13 protein-coding genes are annotated in these 20,944 nt (G+C 74.1%); 5 read left to right on the forward strand and 8 right to left on the reverse strand.

Annotated features, from left to right (window positions below; genetic code table 11):
* Positions 1-25 precede the first annotated feature (25 nt).
* On the forward strand, positions 26-3,895 hold the full coding sequence (gene eccCa / locus BJY16_RS06445; RefSeq protein ID WP_185038194.1) for a type VII secretion protein EccCa: 3,870 nt from the start codon (positions 26-28) through the stop codon (positions 3,893-3,895).
* Positions 3,896-3,989: 94 nt separating this feature from the next.
* Positions 3,990-5,297, forward strand: coding sequence for a type VII secretion-associated serine protease mycosin (gene mycP, locus BJY16_RS06450; protein WP_373873450.1), 1,308 nt, complete (start codon positions 3,990-3,992; stop codon positions 5,295-5,297).
* 357 nt (positions 5,298-5,654) lie between these two features.
* On the opposite strand, the gene BJY16_RS06455 is transcribed toward mycP, so the two are convergent.
* From BJY16_RS06455 to BJY16_RS06475, 5 genes are all read right to left on the reverse strand, one after another.
* Positions 5,655-6,833 (reverse strand): MarP family serine protease, encoded by a 1,179-nt coding sequence (locus tag BJY16_RS06455; protein WP_185038195.1) that lies wholly within the window; start codon positions 6,831-6,833, stop codon positions 5,655-5,657.
* Positions 6,834-6,860: 27 nt separating this feature from the next.
* On the reverse strand, positions 6,861-7,589 hold the full coding sequence (locus BJY16_RS06460; protein ID WP_185038196.1) for an NUDIX hydrolase: 729 nt from the start codon (positions 7,587-7,589) through the stop codon (positions 6,861-6,863).
* The gene (locus BJY16_RS06465; protein ID WP_239177450.1) at positions 7,586-8,137 is read right to left on the reverse strand and encodes a TlpA family protein disulfide reductase; all 552 of its coding nucleotides are present in this window, start codon (positions 8,135-8,137) and stop codon (positions 7,586-7,588) included. Before BJY16_RS06465 ends, BJY16_RS06460 begins: the two co-directional genes overlap by 4 nt.
* Complete coding sequence (gene nth / locus BJY16_RS06470) at positions 8,134-8,979, reverse strand: endonuclease III (protein ID WP_373873449.1); 846 nt, start codon at positions 8,977-8,979, stop codon at positions 8,134-8,136. The genes BJY16_RS06465 and nth overlap by 4 nt, the downstream gene beginning before the upstream one ends.
* A 77-nt stretch (positions 8,980-9,056) precedes the next feature.
* The gene (locus BJY16_RS06475) at positions 9,057-10,250 is read right to left on the reverse strand and encodes a CapA family protein (protein WP_185038197.1); all 1,194 of its coding nucleotides are present in this window, start codon (positions 10,248-10,250) and stop codon (positions 9,057-9,059) included.
* Positions 10,251-10,455: 205 nt separating this feature from the next.
* Here BJY16_RS06475 and BJY16_RS06480 point away from each other — a divergent pair, with 205 nt between their 5' ends.
* From BJY16_RS06480 to BJY16_RS06490, 3 genes are all read left to right on the forward strand, one after another.
* Complete coding sequence (locus tag BJY16_RS06480; protein WP_014447921.1) at positions 10,456-11,133, forward strand: Crp/Fnr family transcriptional regulator; 678 nt, start codon at positions 10,456-10,458, stop codon at positions 11,131-11,133.
* 212 nt (positions 11,134-11,345) lie between these two features.
* Positions 11,346-12,719 carry a carboxyl transferase domain-containing protein gene (locus tag BJY16_RS06485; RefSeq protein ID WP_185038198.1) on the forward strand — a complete coding sequence of 458 codons (1,374 nt, stop codon included), beginning with the start codon at positions 11,346-11,348 and terminating at the stop codon, positions 12,717-12,719.
* A gap of 11 nt (positions 12,720-12,730) precedes the next feature.
* Entirely contained in the window at positions 12,731-14,734 is a 2,004-nt protein-coding gene (locus BJY16_RS06490) for an ATP-binding protein (RefSeq protein WP_185038199.1), read from the forward strand.
* Positions 14,735-15,487: 753 nt separating this feature from the next.
* Here the strand turns inward: BJY16_RS06490 and BJY16_RS06495 are convergent.
* Genes BJY16_RS06495 through BJY16_RS06505 form a run of 3 tightly spaced genes read right to left on the reverse strand, consistent with a single transcriptional unit; the run spans position 15,488 to position 20,917 of the window.
* Positions 15,488-16,474, reverse strand: a complete 987-nt coding sequence (locus BJY16_RS06495; protein ID WP_185038200.1) for a serine/threonine-protein kinase — start codon at positions 16,472-16,474, stop codon at positions 15,488-15,490.
* A 31-nt stretch (positions 16,475-16,505) separates the two neighbouring features.
* Positions 16,506-20,111, reverse strand: a complete 3,606-nt coding sequence (locus BJY16_RS06500) for an adenylate/guanylate cyclase domain-containing protein (RefSeq protein WP_185038201.1) — start codon at positions 20,109-20,111, stop codon at positions 16,506-16,508.
* Complete coding sequence (locus BJY16_RS06505) at positions 20,108-20,917, reverse strand: MBL fold metallo-hydrolase (protein WP_185038202.1); 810 nt, start codon at positions 20,915-20,917, stop codon at positions 20,108-20,110. Before BJY16_RS06505 ends, BJY16_RS06500 begins: the two co-directional genes overlap by 4 nt.
* Positions 20,918-20,944 lie beyond the last annotated feature (27 nt).

Genomic DNA, 20,944 nt, shown 5'->3' on the forward strand with positions numbered 1-20,944 from the left:
TCGGGCGACGGGAGGCGGCACGCGGATGGGCACCGTGACGATCAGGCGGGCCGAGCGGCGGCCGGGGCCGGAGATCCCGTCCGGCGACCTGCCGGTCGAGCCGCCGCCGGAGGTGCCGCCGGCCACCGCCGGGCGCTGGCGGCAGGCGCTGATGGTGCTGCCGATGCTGGGCGGCACGGTGGCGATGGCGATGCTGATGGGCCAGGGTCGCGGCGGGCCCTATTCGTACGTGATCGGTGGCCTGTTCGGCATCTCCTCGATCGCCATGCTGGCCACCTCGTTCGGGTCGGCGGGCGGGCCGCGGCGGGCCGAGTCGGCCGCCGCCCGCCGGGCCTACCTGCGGCATCTGGCCGGGCTGCGCCGCCGGGTCCGGGAGACCGCGCGCCGGCAGCGGGCCGGCCTGCTCTACCGGCATCCCGACCCGGAGCGGCTCTGGTCCACGGTGGGCAGCCACCGGCTCTGGGAGCGCCGGCCGGAGGATCCGGACTTCGGCGTGGTCCGGGTCGGGCTCGGGCCGCAGACCCTGGCCACCCCGCTGCTGCCGCCGGAGACCCGGCCGCTGCCCGAGCTGGAGCCGGCCACCGCGGGGGCGCTGCGCCGCTTCCTGGACACCTGGTCGGTGGTGCCGGACCTGCCGGTCGCCCTGTCGCTGCGCGGCTTCACCCGGGTGCACCTGCGCGGCGGCGAGCCGGCCCGGGCGCTGGTCCGGGCCGCGCTGATCCAGCTCGCCGTCTTCCACGCGCCGGACGACCTGCTGATCGCGGTCTGCGCCGGTCCGGCGCGGCGGCCGGGGTGGGAGTGGCTGAAATGGCTGCCGCACGCCCTGCACCCGCACCGCCAGGACGCGCTCGGCCCGGTCCGGCTGGTCGCCGGCGACAGCGCCGAGCTGGACCGGCTGCTCGGTGACGTGCTCGCCGGCCGGCCCCGGTTCCAGCCCGGCGAGCTGCCCGGGCCGGGCCCGCACGTGGTGATCGTCCGGGACGGCGCCGAGCCGCTGCCCGCCGGCGACAGCCTGGACGCGGTCACCGTGCTGGACCTGGACACCCCGCCGCCCCGGCTGCTCGACCGGGCGGCCGTGGTGCTCGAGGTGGACCCGGCCGGCGCGCTGCTGACCGGCACCCGGGACCTGGCGGCGGAGGCCGGCCGGGCGGACGGCCTGCCGGTCAGCACCGCCGAGGCGATCGCCCGGCGGCTGGCCCCGCTGCGGCTGGCCGGCCCGGCCGACCCGGACGGCGCACCGGCCCCGGCCGAGACCGGGTTCGCCGAGCTGCTCGGCATCGGCGACCCGGAGAGCTTCGTCCCGGCCCGCGGCTGGCGGCCCCGGCCGGTTCGGGACCGGCTGCGGGTGCCGATCGGGACCACCGCCGACGGGCTGCCGGTCGAGCTGGACCTCAAGGAGCCGGCACAGGACGGGATGGGCCCGCACGGGCTGCTGATCGGCGCCACCGGCTCGGGCAAGTCGGAGCTGCTGCGCACCCTGGTGCTGGCGCTGGCCGGCACGCACTCCTCCGAGTCGCTGAACTTCGTGCTGATCGACTTCAAGGGCGGGGCCACGTTCGCCTCGCTGGACCGGCTGCCGCACACCGCGGCGCTGATCACCAACCTGCAGGACGAGCTGCCGCTGGTCGACCGGATGGCGGACGCGCTGGACGGCGAGCTGATCCGGCGGCAGGAGCTGCTGCGCCGGGCCGGCAACTACGCCGGGCTGCCCGACTACGAGCGGGCCCGGGAGGCCGGGGCGACGCTGCCCCCGCTGCCGTCGCTGTTCGTGGTCTGCGACGAGTTCGCCGAGATGCTCCAGCAGAAACCCGAGTTCATCGACCTGTTCCTGCAGATCGGGCGGCTCGGCCGGTCACTCGGGGTGCATCTGCTGCTGGCCAGTCAGCGGCTGGAGGAGGGACGGCTGCGCGGGCTGGACACCCACCTGTCGTACCGGATCGGGTTGAAGACGTTCAGCGGGATGGAGTCGCGGGCGGTGCTCGGGGTGCCGGACGCCGCCGAGCTGCCCGGCACCCCCGGGCACGGTTACCTGAAGTGCGGGGGCGGGCCGCTGATCCGGTTCCGCGGGTCGTACGTGTCGGGCCGGCTGCCCCGGGCCGGCCGCCCGCCCGGCGAGGCGCCCGGGCGGGTCACGCCGTACACCACCCGGACCGTGGCGGCGTCCGCCCCGATCGTCCGGCCGGAGCCCGCGCCGGACGGCCCCACCCTGCTCAGCGTGCTGGTCGACCGGCTGGCCGGGCAGGGGCCGCCGGCCCACCGGGTGTGGCTGCCGCCGCTCGACGCCGCGGCCACCCTGGACGACCTGCTCGGCCCGCCGGCGCTGATCGCGGACCGCGGGCTGAGCTGCGCCAACCCGGCACTGCACGGCGCCCTGCAGGTGCCGGTCGCGCTGCTGGACAAGCCGCGCGAGCAGCTGCGCGACGTGCTCTGGCTGCAGCTGGGCGGGGCGGCCGGGCACGTGGCGGTGGTCGGCGGCACGCTCAGCGGCAAGTCGGCGGCGCTGCGGGCGCTGGTCTGCGGGCTGGCGCTGACCCACACCCCGGCCGAGGCGCAGGTGTACTGCCTGGACTTCGGCGGCGGGTCGCTGGGCGGGCTGCGCGGGCTCCCGCACGTGGGCGGGGTGTTCGGGCGGCTGGAGGCGGAGGGCGTACGCCGGACCGCCGGCGAGATGGTGGCCCTGCTGACCGAGCGGGAGCGCACCGCGTGGCAGCGGGGCGCCGGGGCGGACGTCTTCCTGGTGGTGGACGGCTGGAGCACGGTGCGCACCGACTTCGAGGAGCTGGAGCCGGTGCTGACCGACCTGGCCACCCGGGGGCTCTCCTACGGCATCCACCTGGTGGCCGCCGCCTCCCGCTGGATGGACTTCCGGCCGGCGGTCCGCGACCTCTTCGGGTCCCGGGTGGAGTTGCGGCTCGGCGACCCGTCCGATTCGTTCGTCGGCCGCCGGGCCGCCCTCGCGGTCCCGGAACAGCAGCCCGGCCGCGGCGTGACCGAGGACCCGGCCGGCCCCGGCCGATTCCTGCACCTGCTCACCGCCCGGCCCGAGGTGCGCTCGCTGGGCGACACCGCCGAGCTGGTCAAGGCGGTGGCGGCGGCCTGGTCCGGGCCGGGCGCGCCGCCGGTGCGGCTGCTGCCACCGGTCGTGCCGTGGAGCGGGATCGCCGGCGCCGGCGAAGGGCTGCGCCTGCCGATCGGCATCGCCGAGTCGGATCTGCAGCCGGTGACCGTCGACTTCGCCACCGATCCGCACTTCCTGCTGCTCGGCGACGCCGAGTGCGGCAAGTCGTCGTTCCTGCGCGCCCTGGCCCTGTCGGTGACCGGGCGGTTCGCCCCGGAGCAGGCCCGGATCATCCTGGTCGACTACCGGCGCAGCCTGATCGACCTGCCGGAGACCGACCACCGGATCGGCTACGGCATGCAGACCCAGCCCACCCTGGACCTGATCCAGTCGGTCGCCGGATACATGCGGAACCGGCTGCCCGGCCCGGAGGTCACCGCGCGACAGCTGCGCGAGCGCTCCTGGTGGACCGGCCCGGAGCTGTTCGTCCTGGTCGACGACTACGACCTGGTGGTGGCCGGCCCGGTCAACCCGCTGGCCCCGCTGCTCGAGTTCCTCCCGCAGGCCCGGGACATCGGTCTGCACCTGGTGCTCACCCGGCGGGCCGGCGGTGCGAGCCGGGCGCTCTACGAGCCGGTCCTGCAGCGGCTGCGCGAGCTGTCCGCGCCCGGACTGGTGATGTCCGGGCCGGCCGAGGAGGGTGCGTTGATCGGCACCGTCCGGCCGGAACGGATGCCGCCGGGGCGTGGTCGGCTGATCACTCGTCGTGACGGAATTCGGCTGATTCAGCTGGGCTTTCCGGAATCCGGGCCGATGACAGACGCCAGGTGCGATTAGGCACCGCGGACCGCAGCGACACGCCGTGGTTTCGGAGTAATCTCCCCCCATCGACTGACCATCATCAGAATGGCGACGCCGACCCGTGACCAGAGTGAGCGCAACCTTCCGGCCGTACCGGTCGTGGTCTCGTGCACGCCAACTCGGGGCCGCGGTCCTGGCCGGCGTCCTCGCGCTGGCCCCGGCGGCCGCGCCCGCGCTGGCCGAGCCGGGCGTGACCGACGAGATGTTCGAGCCGATCACCGACCCGGCGGCCGGCGCGGACACCGTGCGGGCCGACGAGTGGCAGCTGCAGACCCTCGACCTGGCCGACGCGTGGACCTACGCGGACGGCAGCGGGATCACCGTCGCGGTGATCGACTCCGGGGTCGACGCCCGCCACCCCGACCTGGCCGGCCAGGTGCTGCCCGGGCTCGACCTGGTGGACGGCAAGGGCAACGGCGACACCGACGCGGTCGGCCACGGCACCACGGTGTCCGGGATCATCGCCGGGCGCGGCGACGACACCGTCGGCGTGGTCGGCATCGCGCCGAAAGCCAAGATCCTCCCGATCCGGGTGCTCGACGCGGACAACCGCTACGACGACGCCCTGATCGTGGCGAAAGGGTTGCGCTGGGCGGTCGACCACGGCGCCCGGGTGGTCAACCTCTCGCTCGGCGGCAGCGCGAACAGTCCCGCCCTGGCCGCCGCCCTGGACTACGCGTTCGCCAAGGACGTCGTGGTGGTCGCCTGCACCGGCAACGTCAGCGCGAACTCCAGCGCCCGCGGGGTGTGGTATCCGGCCCGCGAGCCCGGCGTGATCGCGGTGGCCGGCGTCGAGCGCAACGGCACCGACCTGTGGACCGGCTCGATCACCGGCAAGGAGACCGTGGTCGCCGCGCCCGCCACCGAGCTGGTCGGGGCGAAACCGGGCGGCTACTGGCGGGTTCAGGGCACCAGCTTCGCCGCGCCGATGGTGTCCGGCACCGCCGCGCTGATCCGCTCCCGCTGGCCGGACATGCCGGCCGGCGAGGTGGTCAACCGGATCATCAAGACCGCCAAGGACCGCGGCGCCCCGGGCCGCGACGACATGTTCGGCTTCGGCCTGATCGACCCGACCGGCGCGCTCACCGCGACCGTGCCCGCGGTGACCACCAACCCGCTGGACACCACCCCGCCGGCCGGTGTCGCCCGGTTCGGCAGCGCCCCGGCCTCGGGCGAGGCACAGTCCGCCCCGAGCGACGCCGCCCAGCGCCCGGACACCGCCGCCGACCCGGGCACCAACGCGGGCGGCTGGGCCGCGCCGGCCCCCGCCGAGCCGTCCGGCGGGCATCCGGGCCGGTGGCTGGCGATCGCGCTCTTCGCGCTGTCCGCGATCGCCGGCGCCTTCACGATCCGCCGCTTCGCCAGCACCGCGGGCTGACCGCGAGGCCGCCGGGTCCGCTCCGGCTGGCGATCCGCCATTTCCGGTACGCCCTGAGCGCCCCCGCGCCCGCTGGCCCCGCGCCCGCGCTCGGGGCAATGCTGACTCCGCGCTCGGCGAACCGGCCGAGTGACAACGGGTGTGTCCGGGACGAAGGCGCGGCGGAGGCTGTCGCGCCGGCGTGAGCACGGGGCGAGCAGCAGGCTGCGGGCGGAGACGGGGAGAGCGAGCACGAGGCAGGCGGTCACGGGGCGAGCAGCAGGCGGCGGGCGGACACCGGAACGGCACGTCAGCCGCCGGACGGGACGCTCCGACCGTACCGAAAGCGAAGGAAGCGGACCCGGAACCAGGCAGCGGTCAGGCGCACTCGCCGGTTTTGACGCCCTCGGTGCGCTCGCGGCCCAGCTTCGCGACCGGGGCCGCCTCGGCGGCGGTCAGGGCGAAGCCGACATTCTTGTCGTCGGCCGCGGCCGCGAAGATCACGCCGAGCACGTCGCCGGTCGGGGAGATCAGCGGGCCGCCCGAGTTGCCGCTGCGGACCAGCGACTTGATCGTGTAGATCTCCCGGGTCACGTCGCCCGCCTCGTAGATGTCCGGGCCGGTGATGTCCCCGACGTCGCGCACCCGGGCCGACTGGGCGTTGTACGGCCCGTCCTGCGGATAGCCCAGCACGATCGCGCTCGCCCCGCTGGCCGCCGCCTTCGTCACGAACGACATGACCGGCGCCTTCAAACCGGGGACCCGGATCACCGCGAGGTCGCGTTTCGGGTCGTAGACCACCACGGTGCCCTCCAGCTGCCCGCGCGACGTCTCCACCACCACCTCGCGGGTACCGGCCACCACGTGCGCGTTGGTCATCACCCGCTCGTCGGCGTAGACGAACCCGGTGCCCTCGATCCGCCGGGAGCAGCTGGGCGCCGCGCCGAGCACCTTGAGCACGGATTTCTTCGAGGTCTGCACGATCCGCGAATTTCGCAGGGCGGGGTCGGGCTCGGCGACCTCCTTGGCCTCGGTGCGGGCCAGACCGCCGAACACGTCCGGGAAGCCGCTGGTGTCCAGGGTGTCGCGGAGCGCCGAGGAGAGCGCCTGTGCCTGGTCCGGCATCAGCCCGTTGATGCCGCCCAGGATGGTGCTGCTGCGGACCGCCTTGTTGATCGCCGGGAACGGGGTCGACCCCATCGGCACGGCCACCAGCCAGGCGGCGAGCAGCACCGCGACCACCGAGACGACCGCGCCGCCGGCGTCGTCGAGGTGCTGCAGCGGCCGGTTGAAGATGGCCCGGCGCAGGCTGGTGCCGAGCCAGCCGGCCAGGGTCTGGCCGAGCACGGCGAGAGCGAGGATCACGGCGAGCGCGACGATCAGCCGGACCGTGCCGTCAGCGAACTGTTTCGCCAGCAGCGGGCCGAGTTGCAGCCCGATCAGCACCCCGCTGAAGAAGCCGCCGAGCGACAGCGCGCCGATCACGAATCCCTGCCGATAGCCGCTGATCGCGAACAGCAGCATCAGCACGATCAGGATGACATCGACCACGGGCACTCACTCAACATAGAAGTCAGGCGCACGTCACGGCACCACCTCGTCGGGTGCGCCGCCGCGCGCCGCCGGCACCGGGGCGGCGGCGTCCGGCAGCTCCACGACGCGTCCCGGCTCCCACGGTCGCGTCCAGCCCGCCATGTCCAGCAGCACTGAGATCACCCCCGCGGTGAAACCCCAGACGAGCATGCCGCGGACCTGGAAGGCCGGTCCGATCCAGCCGCTGGGGTGTCGCACCCGGATACGGTTCGCGGGGTCGGCGAGTTCACTGATCGGCAGCCGGGCGACGTGCGCCACCTCGGTGACCTGCCGCGGCCGGACCGGGTGCGGCTGCCGCCACCAGGCCAGCACCGGGGTGACCGAGAACCGGCTGACCGGGATCCACAGCTCGGGCAGCAGAGCGAGCGGCTCGGCGCTGGCCGCGACCAGCCCGACCTCCTCGTCCGCCTCGCGCAGCGCGGTGGCGACCGCGTCGGCGTCCTCCGGGTCGGTGGCGCCGCCCGGAAAGGCCGGCTGGCCGGCGTGGTTGCGCATGGTCGCGGCCCGCTGCAGGACCAGCAGGTCGGGGCCGCCCGGGGTGTCCGCGGCCGGCGGGCTCTCGCCGAGCAGCACCAGCACCGCGCTGGACCGCCCGTTGCTGCCGGCCGGCTGGCGCAGCGTGCTGAAGTCCTCGGTCCGGCACCGGCCGGCCCGGGTCAGCAGCGGCTCGAACCAGGACGGGAGGTCCGCCGGCCGGTCCAGCAGCACGCCCCGGCTCATCGCGGAACCGTCACACCGGTGTGCTCGGCCACCAGGTCGGACAGCTCGGCGGCGTCCATCGGCAGCCGGTGCAGGTAGAACTTGCCGGTGGCGTCGACGAAGACCGTATTGGGCAGGTTGACCGCGCCGAGGGCGGCGACCAGTTTCTGCTCCGGGTCGAACAGGGTGGGCAGGCTGACCCCGTGGTCGGCGCCGAACGAGGCGGCCGCGTCCCGGGTGTCCCCGGTGTCCACACCGAGCACGGTGAGCTTGCCCGCGGTCTTGTCGGCGAGCTGCTGGATGACCGGGAGCTCGGTGCGGCACGGGCCGCAGAACGACGACCAGATGTTGATCACCGCGGGGCCGCGCAGCCCGGCCAGCCGGACCGGGGCGCCGCCGGTGAAGCAGTCGAGCGTGATGTCCGGCAGGCGGCTGCCGGTGCTGTCGGCGGGGGCGGCGCAGGCCGCGAACGGGGACGGGGTGTCGTCATCGGTGCCGCTCCCGGCGGCGGCGGTGCACCCGGCGAGCAGCATCAGGGCCGCCACGGCCGGCAGAAAAGCCCGGGTCACGGCACCTCCGGAGCGAGCGGTCCGTCGAGCGGCTCGTCGGAGGCCAGCGGCTCCTCCGGGGCGAGCACCGCGGCGGCCGGCACCAGCTCCGGGTCGACGCCGGCGGCGACCGCCAGCTCCCGGGCCCGCGGGCCCTTGAGCAGCTTGGCCGCCGGGGCCGCCTCGGTCGGCCCGGTCCCGAACGACGGGCAGAGCGTGGCCAGCGCGCACGCCCCGCAGGCCGGCTTGCGCGCGTGGCAGACCCGCCGCCCGTGGAAGATCACCCGGTGCGACAGCATGGTCCAGTCGCGTTTCTCGATCAGGTCGGCCACCAGGAACTCGATCTTGACCGGATCGTCCTCCTGGACCCACCCGAATCGATTGGTGAGCCGGCGGAAATGGGTGTCCACGGTGATCCCGGGGACGTCGAACGCGTTGCCCAGGATGACGTTCGCCGTCTTCCGCCCGATCCCGGGCAGCTTGACCAGCTGATCCAGCTTGCCGGGCAGCCGGCCGTCGTGGTCGGCGAGCAGCGCCTGACCCAGCTTGATCAGCGAATCGGTCTTGGCCCGGAAGAACCCGGTGGGCCGGAGCATCTCCTCCATCTCGGCCCGGTCGGCGGCGGCGTAATCGGCGGCGGTCCGGAATTTCTGGAACAGCCGGGGAGTCACCTGATTGACCCGGACGTCGGTGGTCTGCGCCGAGAGGATGGTCGCCACGGCGAGCTCCAGCGGCGTGCTGAAGTCGAGCTCGCAGTGCGCGTCCGGATGGGTGTCGGCGAGCAGCCGGGCCATCTTGCGGGCCCGGCGTTTCCGGCCGATCGGCGTCTCCCCCGCGAAGCGTCTCATCGACCGCGCCAGCACGGCAGTCCCGGAGTCGGCGGGCGCGCTGCGGGGTGGGGTCACCGGTAAAGAGTACGTCGGCCGGTCCGCCCCGTCGGTCACGCGGCGGGCTTGATCGTCCCGTCGTCGCCGATCCTCGCGCCGGTCTCCGGGAAGTCCGCCTTGCTCAGGCTGCTGACCAGGTCCCGGCCGTGCTCACCGGCGCTGTCCCGGGTGGGCAGCCCGTTGCCGTTGAGATAGGTGGAGACGAACTTGCCGGCCACGTACTTCCCGTCCCCGGTGAGGGTGACCCGGAGGATCCCGGCGTACTTCAGGATGCCGTCCTTGGACAGCGTGCGGCCGCCGCCGGCGAAGTTGCCCAGGCTGTAGGCGATCAGCTTGCCCCGGTAGAACTCCATGCCCCGGACCACGTGCGGCCCGTGCCCGATCACCAGGTCGGCGCCGGCGTCGATGACGGTGTGGCTGAACTTGATCGGGTCGCCCCGGTTCTCCCCGAAGAACGTCTCGGTCCCCGGCTTCACATGGTTCTTCTCCGCGCCCTCGGCGCCCATGTGCACCTGCACCACGACCAGGTCGGCCTGCTCCTTGGCCCGCTTGATCACGGCGCGCGAGTGGGGCAGGTCGGTCAGCTTGTTGGCCCCGTCGTAGGAGGAGAAGCCGACCACCGCGACCTTGACGCCCTTCACCTCGACCACGGTGATCTGGTCCAGGGCGCCGGTGTGCTCCAGCCCGGCGCCCTCCAGCGCCTCGATGGTGTTCCGGTTGCCCGCCGCGCCGAAGTCCTTGGCGTGGTTGTTGGCCAGGTTGAGCAGCTGGAAGCCGCCGTCCTTGAGGTGCTTCGCGTAGGACGGCGGGGAGCGGAAGGCGAAGCAGTTGGCGCTCGGCGGCGAGCCGCACTTGGAGGTGCCGGTGTCGTTGGTGAGCGGCTGCTCCAGGTTGCCCATCACCAGGTCGGCGGCCAGGCTCTTGCGGACCGCGTCGAAGAAGCCGGCGCCGTTGCGCGGCGGCAGCCCGCCCGGCGCGCTGGACATCATGATGTCGCCGGTCGCGGAGAGGGTGATCGACGGGACCTCGGCGGACTCGGTCCGGTCGGCCGGCGCGCCGGAGCCGGCCGCGGCGGCAGCCGGCGCGGTGGTGGCCGGCGGGGTCCAGGCCGGGTCGTCGCCGTCCCCGCGATTGGCCAGGGCGACGCCGCCGAGGCCGGCCCCGGCCGCCGCGGCGGCCACAAGCACAACATTCAAGACAATCCGCCCAGAACGGCGCTGGCGATCGGACCGGGGGTGCGAATTCATCGACCGGGACGATACCGTCGGCTCGCAAGCGGGAGCGACCGACGAAAGTGCCGTCCCGAATTGCCCGGACCGTTGAATTGTCTCCGGCGGTCCAGGCGAATCTGGTTACCGTCCAGTATCTGGATCAAGGGGTGGCCGCCCGTTTCCCGCCCGCGTGCGCCTAGACTGATCGAGCGCAGACGTTGCGCGTTTCGGAGGTGCGGCGATGGATGAGGTACTGGCGCGCAGCGGAATCTTCCAGGGCGTTGACCCGGAAGCCGCGGAGGCGCTCGCCAAGGAGATGGACACGATCGAGGTCCGCAAGGGCGACGTGGTCTTCAACGAGGGCGAGGCCGGCGACAGCCTGTATATCGTTCTGTCCGGGAAGATCAAGCTCGGTCGCCGGGCCGCTGACGGCCGGCAGAACCTCGTCTCGATCATGGGCCCGTCGGACATGCTCGGTGAGCTGTCCCTGTTCGACCCGGGACCGCGCACCGCGACGGCCACCGCGGTGACCGACAGCCGGCTGGCCCGGCTGAAGAAGTCGTCGCTGCGCCCGTGGCTGAACAACCGGCCGGAGATCGCCGAGCAGCTGCTCCGGGTGCTGGCCCGCCGGCTGCGGCGCACCAACGACGCGCTGGCCGACCTGATCTTCACCGACGTCCCCGGCCGGGTGGCGAAAAACCTGCTGCAGATGGCCGGCCGGTTCGGCACCCGGGACGGCGGGGTGCTGCGTGTCACCCACGACCTCACCCAGGAGGAGCTGGCCCAGCTGGTCGGCGCGTCCCGCGAGACGGTGAACAAGGCACTCGCCGACTTCGCCTCCCGCGCCTGGCTGCGACTGGACGGCAAGAGCGTGATCATCCTCGATCCGGAACGGCTCGCCCGGCGCGCTCGCGTCTGACATACCGCCACATCACGGCATAGGGGCTGTCCTGGTGGACAGCCCCTCAAACGTGCTTGATCCACTCTTTCCAGTGACCGGGCGTTAACACCCGGATCCGTGTCGCGCCGACACAGCCGCTCGTTACGGAGGTGGCCGAGAGGCACCGGCGTGACAGGGAAGGGCGCGGCATTGAACGCAGGTAGGGGCGTAGCGGGCAGCGGGGTCTCCACATGACCGTGCTCGATACCACGCTGGACCCGCGCGACCCGGCCTACCTGGAGGGGCGCAGCACCACTCTGCAGTGGCTCGCCGCGCTGGAGGGCGCCCTCGACGAGGCGCGTGCCGGCGGCGGCGAGAAATGGGTGACCCGGCATCACGCGCGCGGCAAACTGCTGCCCCGGGAACGCATCGAGATGCTGCTCGACCAGGACAGCCCGTTCCTGGAGCTGTCCGCGGTGGCGGCCTGGGGCTCGGAGTTCCCGGTCGGCGCCAGCGTGGTGACCGGCATCGGCGTGGTCGAGGGCGTCGAGTGCGTGGTGATCGCCAACGACCCCACGGTGGACGGCGGGGCGGTCAACCCGTACACCGCCGACAAGATCCGCCGGGCCGCCCGGATCGCCTCGGAGAACCGGCTCCCGCTGGTCAACCTGGTCGAGTCGGCCGGCGAGGCGGCACCGGCCGGAAGCATCGCCCGGGAGCTGAGCCGGCTCACCGCGGACCGGGTGCCGACCGTCTGCGTGGTCTTCGGGACCACCAGCGGCGACGCGGCGTACCTGCCGGCGCTCTCCGACTACACGATCGTGGTACGCGGCCACGCCAAGGTGATGACCATCCACCCGCAGCGGTCCGGGGTCGAGGTGCGCGCCACCCCGGTGGTGCCGGCCGGTCCGCCCGGGCCCGCCGACCAGCTGGCCGAGGACGAGCGGGACGGGCTGCGGCTGGCCCGCCAGTGCGTACGCCGGTTCAACTGGCGCAAGCAGGGCTCCCGGCCCCGGACGGTCCGCCCACCGGCCCCCCGGTACGACTCCGAGGCGCTGCTCAGCCTGGCCGCCGCCGACCCGGCCGGCTTCGACCCGCGCGAGGTGCTGGCCCGGATCCTGGACGACTCGGACTTCGACGAGTTCAAGCCGGGCCAGGGCGGCGTGCTGGTGGCCGGCTGGGGTGAGCTGCACGGCTACCCGGTCGGCGTGCTGGCCGGCCCGCGCGGCATCTGGCTCTCCCCGGCCGAATCCCAGAAGGCGGTGCACTTCCTCCAGCTGGCCAACGCCACCGCCACCCCGGTGATCTTCATCCGGCATCCCGGAGAGACGCAGAAGAGCGACGACGCCGACATCCGCCACGACGCCCCGCTGGTGCACGCCGTGGCCAAGTCCACCGTGCCGCACCTGGTCCTCACCATCGGCCCGGAGCCCGGCGGCACGCCGGCCCGCGCCGACGAACCCCGATTCCAGTTCAGCTGGCCGCGTCCCCCGGCGGAACCCGCCGCGGCCGACGACGGCGTCATCGACCCCCGCGACACCCGTACGGTCCTCGGCCTCTGCCTCTCCGCAGTGCACAGCGCCGCCGTGGCAGGTGCCGAACACGTCGGCGTGTTCCGACCTTGAAAGGTAGACCCGTGATCCGACGACTCTTGGTGGCCGACCGTGGTGAGATCGCCCGCCGGGTGTTCGCCACCTGTCGCCTGGTCGGCATCGAGACGGTCGCCGTCTACTCGGACGTCGACACCGACGCCCCGCACGTCAACGAGGCCGACTACGCCGTCCACCTGGAAGGCAACACCCCGGCCACCACCTATCTGGAACAGCACGCGCTGATCGCCGCGGCCAAACGGGCCGGCGCCAACGCGGTGCACCCGGGCAACGGGGTGCTCGCCGAGGACCCGGAGTTCGCCGCCGCGGTGGTCGACGCCGGGATGATCTGGGTCGGGCCGCCGGCCGCGACGCTGCGCACCCTGCACCGCAAGACCGAGACGAAGAAGCTGGTCGCCGAGGCGAAGGTGCCGGTGCTGCCGAGCTTCACCGACCCGGACACGGTGCCCGGGTTCCCGGTCCTGATCAAACCGGATGCCGGCATCGGGGGCGCCGGGATGCGGGTGGTCCGGGACGCGGCGACGCTGGCCGAGGCGGTCGCCTCCACCCGGCGCGAGGTGGACGGCGACGTGTTCTGCGAGCCGTACGTGCCGAACGTGCGGCACATCGAGGTCCCGATCCTGGCCGACGCGATGGGCGCGGTGGTGCCGTTCGGCGAGCGCGAGTGCTCGGTGCAGCGGAGGTACCAGAAGATCGTCGAGGAGACCCCGTCCCCGGCCGTGGACGCCGCGCTGCGCGAAGACCTGTGCCGGGCGGCGATCGTCGCGGTCCGGGCGCTCGGGTTCGTCGGCGCCGGCGCGGTCGAGTTCCTGCTCGACGCCGACGGCGACTTCTGGTTCCTGGAACTCACCCCGACCCTGCAGACCGATCACGCGGTCACCGAGTGCACCTCCGGCTACGACCTGGTCCGGCTGCAACTGCTGGTAGCCGAGGGCGGCAGCCTGCCGATGCCCGGCCCGCCGCCGATCCGCGGGCACGCCATCGAGGTGCGGATCTGCGCGGAGGACCCGGCGTACGCCTGGCTGCCCAGCGCCGGCACGCTGCACCGGTTCGCGGTGCCCGACGTGGCCGGCTCGTTCCGCCCGCTCCCGCAGCCCGGCCTGCGCCTGGACTCCGGCGTCGCGGACGGCTCGGTGACCGGCATGCACCACGACCCGATGCTGGCCAAGCTGATCGCCTGGGCGCCGTCCCGGCAGGAGGCGGCCCGGATGCTCGCCTCGGCGCTGGCCCGGGCCCAGCTGCACGGCGTGGTGACCAACCGCGACCTGCTGGTCCGCACGCTGCGGCACCACTCGTTCCGGGCCGGCGACATCGACACCGGGTTCCTCGACCGGCACCCGGAGGTGTTCGCCCCGCTGCTCTCCTCGGTGGACGCGGTCCGGCTGTCCTGCCTGGCCTCGGCGCTCGCCGGGGCGGCCGACCGCAGGGCCAGCGCGCCGGTGCTCAGCTCGCTGCCGTCCGGCTGGCGCAACGTCCCGTCCGGCTCGCAGACCGCGGTCTACGACGGCCCGACCGGTCCGGTCGAGGTCGGCTACCGGATGAACCGGCACGGCGAACTGGCCGGCTGGTGGGTCCGCTCGGTCGACCCGGAAGAGCTCGACCTGGCCGGACTCGGTCAGGAACCGGTCGACGAACACCCGCCGATCGTGGTCGTCTCGGCCCGCCGCGACCGCGTGGTCCTCAACGTGCAGGGCATCCGCCTCGCGGTCCTGGTACACCGGGTCGGCGACGTCTCCTACGTCGACAGCCCCGAAGGATCGGTCACACTGCGTGAGATCTCCCGCTTCCCGCTCCCCGCTCCGGAGGCCGCCGAAAGCTCCCTGATCGCCCCGCTGCCCGGCGCGGTCCGCCGCGTCCTGGTCGTCCCGGGCCAGCGAGTCCGGGCTGGAGAATTGCTGCTCACCCTGGAGGCGATGAAGCTGGAACACCCGGTCCACGCCCCGTCGGCCGGCGTGGTCGCGTCCCTCCCGGTCCACCCGGGCGCCGAGGTCGACACGGGTGAGCTCTTAGCAGTCCTAGACCCGGAGTAACTTTCGGTACGAGGGTCAGCCCGGTCCCCGGAAACACCAGCCCGGTCCCGAGTCCACATCACGCGGACTCCGAGCTGTGGCCGGGGCCCGCCCCGCGTCTCGCGGTCCGCTCCACGCCGACCGCGAGACGCGCCGCACCCCAGGCACGTTGCATGCGCGTCACCGACCGCTTCCCCCACGGCCGCAAGATCCGCCGCCCTCCAGGCCACTCGCCACTCCCCGCCCACCCAGGGGGCCTGCCCGAAGACAGTGTCGCGCGAATAGGCGGCCGCGCGGTGAAAGGCTGTGGATGGCGCGCTGATGTGGATAACCCGCAACCGCGTCGGCAGTTGACGGTGCCCCGATCTCGGCTGGGCCTCAGGGGTGTCTGAGCGGGGCTGAGACACCCCTGAGGCCCAGCCGAGGACAGCGAGTCGCGGCAAGGCCCGGACCAGAGCGGACCTCGCGACCGGCACGAAGCGCACGGGAGGCGCACAGCGGACCGGGAGCACAGCGGACCTCGCGACCGGCACGAAGCGGACCGGTGACACGCCAGAAGCGTGCCGGGAGCACAGCGGTCTCGCGGCTCTCGCCGGGCGGACCGGGAGGCGCGGGGCGGACCCCAGCCACAGCTCGGAGTCCGCGTGGCGTGCTCTCGGGACTCCGCTGTCGCTTTCGGGGACCGAGTCGACCCTCGTACCGGAAAAGGGTTCCGACACCGCGGACAGCAACAGGAAAGCGGTCTGACCAGCGAACCCGTGCTCGGCTCGGCGACTACCAGCTGAACCACTTCGTGAAGAAGCCGCTCTTGCGGGTGTGGACGGTCGGGGTCTCGTCGGACTGGGTCGGTGTGGTGGGGGCGATCGGGCGCGGGCGCGGCGGCAGGTACGTCGACGAGGAGCGGTAGACGGTCGGGGACGGGGCCGGCGCGTTCGGGTCCAGGTGCAGGTTGCTGAGCAGGTGGTGCAGCTCCTGGGCGGTGGGGCGGCCGCGCGGGTCGCTGTGCATGCCGCGGCGGAGCACGTCGGTGAGGGCGCGCGGGACGCCGGGGAGGTCCGGGATCGGCTCGTCGAACAGGTTCATCAGGGTGATCAGGCTGGGGCTGCGGTCGCTCTGCCAGCGGGGCGGGCGACCGTACATGACCGCGTAGAGGGTGGCGCAGAGCGAGTAGACGTCGGCGGCGCCGGACGGGCTCTCGTGCCGGAACATCTCCGGGGGCGCGTAGGCCGGGGTGAGCACCTCGAGGGTCACCGACGAGTCGCGCATCTCGCCCAGCACGGCCAGCCCGAAGTCGGCCAGCACCGCCTGGTTGAACTGGGAGTACAGGATGTTCGCCGGTTTCACGTCGCGGTGCAGCACCCCGTTGGCGTGGGTGTGCACCAGCGCGTCGGCGATCTTGACCCCGACGTCCCGGGTCTCGGCCGGGCTGAGCGGCTTGACCCGCATCCGGTCGAGGTAGGACCCGTCGCACAGCTCCATGATCAGGTAGGGGTGCTGGTCGACCGTGACGCCCACGTCGAACAGGTCGACCACGTGCGGGTGCGAGGACATCCGGCCGGCGGCCCGCGCCTCGCGGAGGAACCGGGCCTGGTCCCGCGCGTTGTCGAGGGTCCGGTTCTCCATCTTGATGGCGACCTCGCGGCCGACGGAGTCCTGGGTGGCCCGGTAGACGGTGGCATAGCCACCACGGGCCATGACCGACAAGCCGGACATGCCCGGGACATAGGGCACGGGCAGGGCGCCAGGCGGTGTCTCCGTCACGGCTTAGAAAATACGCCAGGCATCGGGAAGATCATCCCGGCATGTCAGACGCGTAGGCGACAGTTTCCGCGGGAGCGGGTTCGACCCCGGTCACCGCCAGGGTGTCGCGCAGCTCCTCGGCGGCGGCCCGCTCGCTCGCCTGCTCGGTGGAGTGCGCCAGCCGCACCGCCTCCTCGGCCGCCGCGCGGGCCTCCGCGCACCGGTCCGCGGCGGCCAGCACCCGGGCCCGGACCATGGCCGCGACCACGCCGCTGCGCACGTCCTCGGCGGCCACGTCGCGGGACCGCTCGATCCAGGTCAACGCGGACTCCACCCGCCCCTCGGCGAGCAGCGCCGAGGCGTAGGAGGCCAGCGCGTGCCGCCGGGAGAAGAGCAGCGACGGCGACGAGGTGTCGCTGGCGATCGGCGCCAGCAGCCCGATCGCGGTGCTCGCGTCGCCCGCCCGGGTCCGCGCCTCGGCGAGCAGCACCCGCGGCCCGACCTGGGCCGGGGCCAGCGCGTTGTGCGGCTCGACCGCGGTCATCACCCGCCGGGCGTCGGCCTCGGCGGTGGCCAGGTCGCCCCGCTGCAGCGCGACGAACCCGTGCAGCGTGCCGGCCATCCCGAGGAGCAGCGGGTGCCCGGTCTTGTCGGCGAACCAGAGCGCGTCGCCGAGCAGGTCGGCGGCGTGGTCGAACTCGCCCAGCCCGCGGGCGATCGCGCCGCGCACCACCATCGCCAGCCCGCAGCCCCAGTCGTCGGCGACCTCCTGGAACTCCCGGTACGCCCGGCGGGCCTGGCTGTCCGCCGCGCCCAGGTCGCCCAGCTCGGCCGCCGCGTAGGCCTCGACCACCCGCAGCGTGCCGACCGCCCAGCCCTCGCCGACCCGGTCGCCGAACGGCAGGAAGATCCGGGCCAGCCGGCGCGCCTCCTGCAGCCGGCCGGCCAGCAGCCGGGCGAACGCCGTGGTGCCGCGCAGCCAGGACCGGCCGACCGGGTCGCCGAGCTCGGCGAAGAGCCGCGCGGCCCGGCCCAGCACCGCGTCGGTGCCGGCGAAGTCGCCCCGGGTGGTGGTCACCCAGGCCAGGTTCTGCAGCGCCCAGGCCTGGCCGTGCCGGTCGCCGGCGGCCAGGGTGACCTGGTAGGCCGCGGCGAACCGGCTGCTCGCCTGGCTCAGCTTGCCGTTCAGGAAGTCGGCCATGCCGAGCCGGCGCATCGCGTTCGCCCGCTCCGGCAGCAGCTGCGCCTCGGTGGCCACCTCCAGGGCCTCCTGCCAGGCGGCCACCGCGCGGCTGCCGTCGCCGAGCGCCTCGTAGGCCCGGCCGGCCACGATCATCGCCTCGGCCCGGCACACCGGGTCGTCCACCGCCCGATCGGTGATCTTCTGCCCGTACGCCAGCGCCTCCTCGGCCCGGCCCAGCCGCAGCAGCGCCCGGGCCAGCACCAGCTGGTCGGGCAGCGGCAGCTCGCCGCCGGCCAGCACGGTGGCCCGCTCGGCGTACTCGATCGCGGCGGCCGGCTCGATGTTGGCCAGCGCGCGCCGGGCCATCCGGCCGAGCGCGGCCACGGCCAGCCCGGCCACCTCCCGGACCGCGGCGTCCGGGCGCAGCCGGACCGCGTCGGCCAGCTCGATCGCCGCCTCGGCGTGCGCGGCCACGAACGCGTCCCGCTCGTTGGCCGACAGGCTCAGCCGGGTGGCGCCGTCCGGATAGTCGCGGACCGTCTCCGGCGCCGCCCAGGTCGCCAGGTAGGCGTGCCGCTCGGCGAGGTCGGCCTTGCCGATCCCGGCGTACGCCGCCTCGCGCATCAGCGGGGTGGTGAACTGGTACCCACCCCGGCTGCGGTGGATCATGCGGCGTTGCAGCAGCTCGTCGACGGCCCGCTCGAGCTCGGCGGCCGGGTCGGCGTCGCCCGCCGCCTCGGCCAGCGGACGCCGCTCGTGCAGCGCCTCGAGCACCCCGCCGGGCACCGTGGTACCGGCCACCGAGGCGTCCCGCAGCACCGCGCGCGGCTCGGCGGAGAGCGCGTCGATCCGGGCGGCGAGCACCGCGGCCAGGTCCCGGGAGAGCAGCCGGCGGCCCAGCGAACCGGCCGCGAGCTGCCACTTGCCGGCCGCGTTGGCGCCCACCGCCGGGGTCAGCGCGCCCCGCTCCATCAGCAGGGTGACCATCTCGGCCAGGTAGAACGGATTGCCCTGAGCGGTGGCGAGCAGCCGGTCGATGTCCGGCTGCGGCAGCTTCCCGCCGTTCAGGTACGAGGTGAGCAGCCGGCCCGCGTCCGCCCCGCGCAACGGCGGCAGGGTGTGCACCTCGGCGTCGGCCAGATGGGTCAGCCCGCCCCCGCGGACCAGCTCCGGCCGGCCGAGCAGCAGCACCACCACCGGGCCCTCCAGCCGGGACACCGTGCTGCTCAGCGCGTCGACCGTGGTGGCGGTGGCGTCGTGCAGGTCGTCGACGATCACCATCAGCGGGATGGTGGCGGCCATCGCGGTCAGCAGGTCGGCCACCGCGATCGAGATCGCCTCGGCGTCCACCCGCTTGGCGCTCGGCGGCCAGTCGGCGGGCGCGGCCGGGCCGCCCGGGTTGACCGGGGCCTCGCCGTAGCCGAGCAGGACCAGCAGGCGGTCGGTGTCCAGCGTCACGCCGAGCCGCTGGCCGACCTTGCGCAGCCGCTCCTCGACCACCGTCCGCCCGACCGTGCTGACCACGTCCTTGGGCAGGCCGGCGGCCTTGCGGACCAGGTCGGCCAGGGGCGCGTAGCGGCGCCGCTCACCGAACGCGCGGCAGCGCACCCGCAGGACCCGGGCGCCGCCCGCCTCGTAGCCCGCGGCCAGCCGTTTCACCTCGCCGGCGAAGCGCGACTTGCCGATCCCGGCCTCCGCGGTCATCACCAGCACCCGGGGCGTGCCCGAGTCGATCGCCTCGGCCAGCCGGCCGGAGACCCGGCCCAGCTCGGCCTCCCGGCCCACGAACGGCGCCTCGTCGCCCAGGCCGGACCGGGTGCCCGGGGCGTCGTGCAGGCCGAGCAGCTCGTAGGTCGGCACCGGCTCGCGTTTGCCCTTGAGCCGCAGCGGGCGCAGCTGCCGCCAGGAGGCGACGTGCCGGGTGCCGTTGCTGGTGCGCTCGCCGGCGTAGACCGCGCCGACCGCGGCCGCGTCGGCCAGCCGGGCGGCGGTGTTCACCGTGTCGCCGATGACCGTGTATTCGATGCCGGCCTGCATGCCGGCGACCACCTCGCCGGTGTTCAGCCCGACCCGCAGGCCGAGCGGGGCGCCGCCGCCACGCTCGTCGTCGAGCACCCGGCGGACCGCCCGCTGCATGCTCAGCGCCGCCCGGACCGCCCGCTCGGCGTCGTCCTCGTGCGCCACCGGGGCGCCGAAGACCGCCATGATCCCGTCGCCGGTCAGCTTGTCGACGTGCCCGCCGAACGTCTTGACCGCGCCGGCCAGCGCGGCCAGCACCCGGTCGGTGACCGCGCCGACCCGCTCCGGGTCGAGGTCCTCGGACCAGGAGGTGAAGTCGGAGAGGTCGCCGAAGAGCACGGTGACGATCCGGCGCTCGGCGGCCGGCAACGCGGCGGCCGCGGGCAGCGCGGAGCCGCAGTGATGGCAGAAGCGGGCACCGGGGACGGCGACGGTGCCGCACACGGGGCAGGTCACAGCCGGTCCAAACCGTCGGCCCCTGCCGCTGATTCCCGCTCCAGGTGGTCGATCTGGGCGGCCGCCGACCACTCGGCGGCGAACCGCACCCGCGGATCGATGTCCGGGTAGACCAGGTCGACCACCGCCGCCGGGGTCCGCGCGCCGGCCGCCATCGCGGCGCTGACCTGCGCGAGCCGCTCCATCCGGTGGCTCAGATATTCCTCGGCCAGGGCCGCGGTGTCGGCCCGGGCCGGTCCGTGGCCGGGGAGCATCAAGACTTTCTCGTACGCCCGGAGCAGTCGCAGACTCGACAGGTAGGAGCCCAGGTCCCCGTCCGGCGCGGCCACCACCGTGGTGCCGCGGCCCAGGATCGTGTCCCCGGTGAACATCACCCGCTCGCTCCCGCACTCGACGAGAAAGCACACCGAGTCGCCGGTGTGCCCCGGAGTCTCCAGGACGTGTATTGCCAGCCCGTCGCGATCCGGAGTCACACCCGAGTCGAACGGCTCACCGTGCTCCCGGCCGGCGGCCCGCACCGGGACGCCGCCGAGCAGCTCGGCGAGCCGCCCGGCGCCCTCCACGTGATCGTGATGACCGTGCGTGATCAGGATCGACCGGTAGGGGCCCTGCTCGGCGATCGCGCGCAGGTGCCCCTCGTCCAGCGGTCCGGGATCGATCACCGTGGCGAACTCCGCCCCGGGAGCCCGCAGGATCCACGTGTTCGTCCCGTCGAGCGTCATCGGTCCCGGGTTGGGAGCACGTAGCAGCGACACCCAACCCGGCAGCCGGTCGACCTCGGCCGACGCGGGCTCAGCACCCCCCATGCCGAGAATCGTACGTCGGGAATCCAG

This window comes from Actinoplanes octamycinicus, assembly GCF_014205225.1.
Classification (GTDB): domain Bacteria; phylum Actinomycetota; class Actinomycetes; order Mycobacteriales; family Micromonosporaceae; genus Actinoplanes; species Actinoplanes octamycinicus.

What these genes read in the sequence shown, in the direction of transcription:
- eccCa (WP_185038194.1), top strand. Translation starts at nt 26, where the DNA reads ATGGGCACCGTGACGATCAGGCGGGCCGAGCGGCGGCCGGGGCCGGAG.
- BJY16_RS06460 (WP_185038196.1), bottom strand. Translation starts at nt 7,589, where the DNA reads ATGAGCCGGGGCGTGCTGCTGGACCGGCCGGCGGACCTCCCGTCCTGG.
- BJY16_RS06475 (WP_185038197.1), bottom strand. Translation starts at nt 10,250, where the DNA reads ATGAATTCGCACCCCCGGTCCGATCGCCAGCGCCGTTCTGGGCGGATT.
- BJY16_RS06480 (WP_014447921.1), top strand. Translation starts at nt 10,456, where the DNA reads ATGGATGAGGTACTGGCGCGCAGCGGAATCTTCCAGGGCGTTGACCCG.
- BJY16_RS06485 (WP_185038198.1), top strand. Translation starts at nt 11,346, where the DNA reads ATGACCGTGCTCGATACCACGCTGGACCCGCGCGACCCGGCCTACCTG.
- BJY16_RS06505 (WP_185038202.1), bottom strand. Translation starts at nt 20,917, where the DNA reads ATGGGGGGTGCTGAGCCCGCGTCGGCCGAGGTCGACCGGCTGCCGGGT.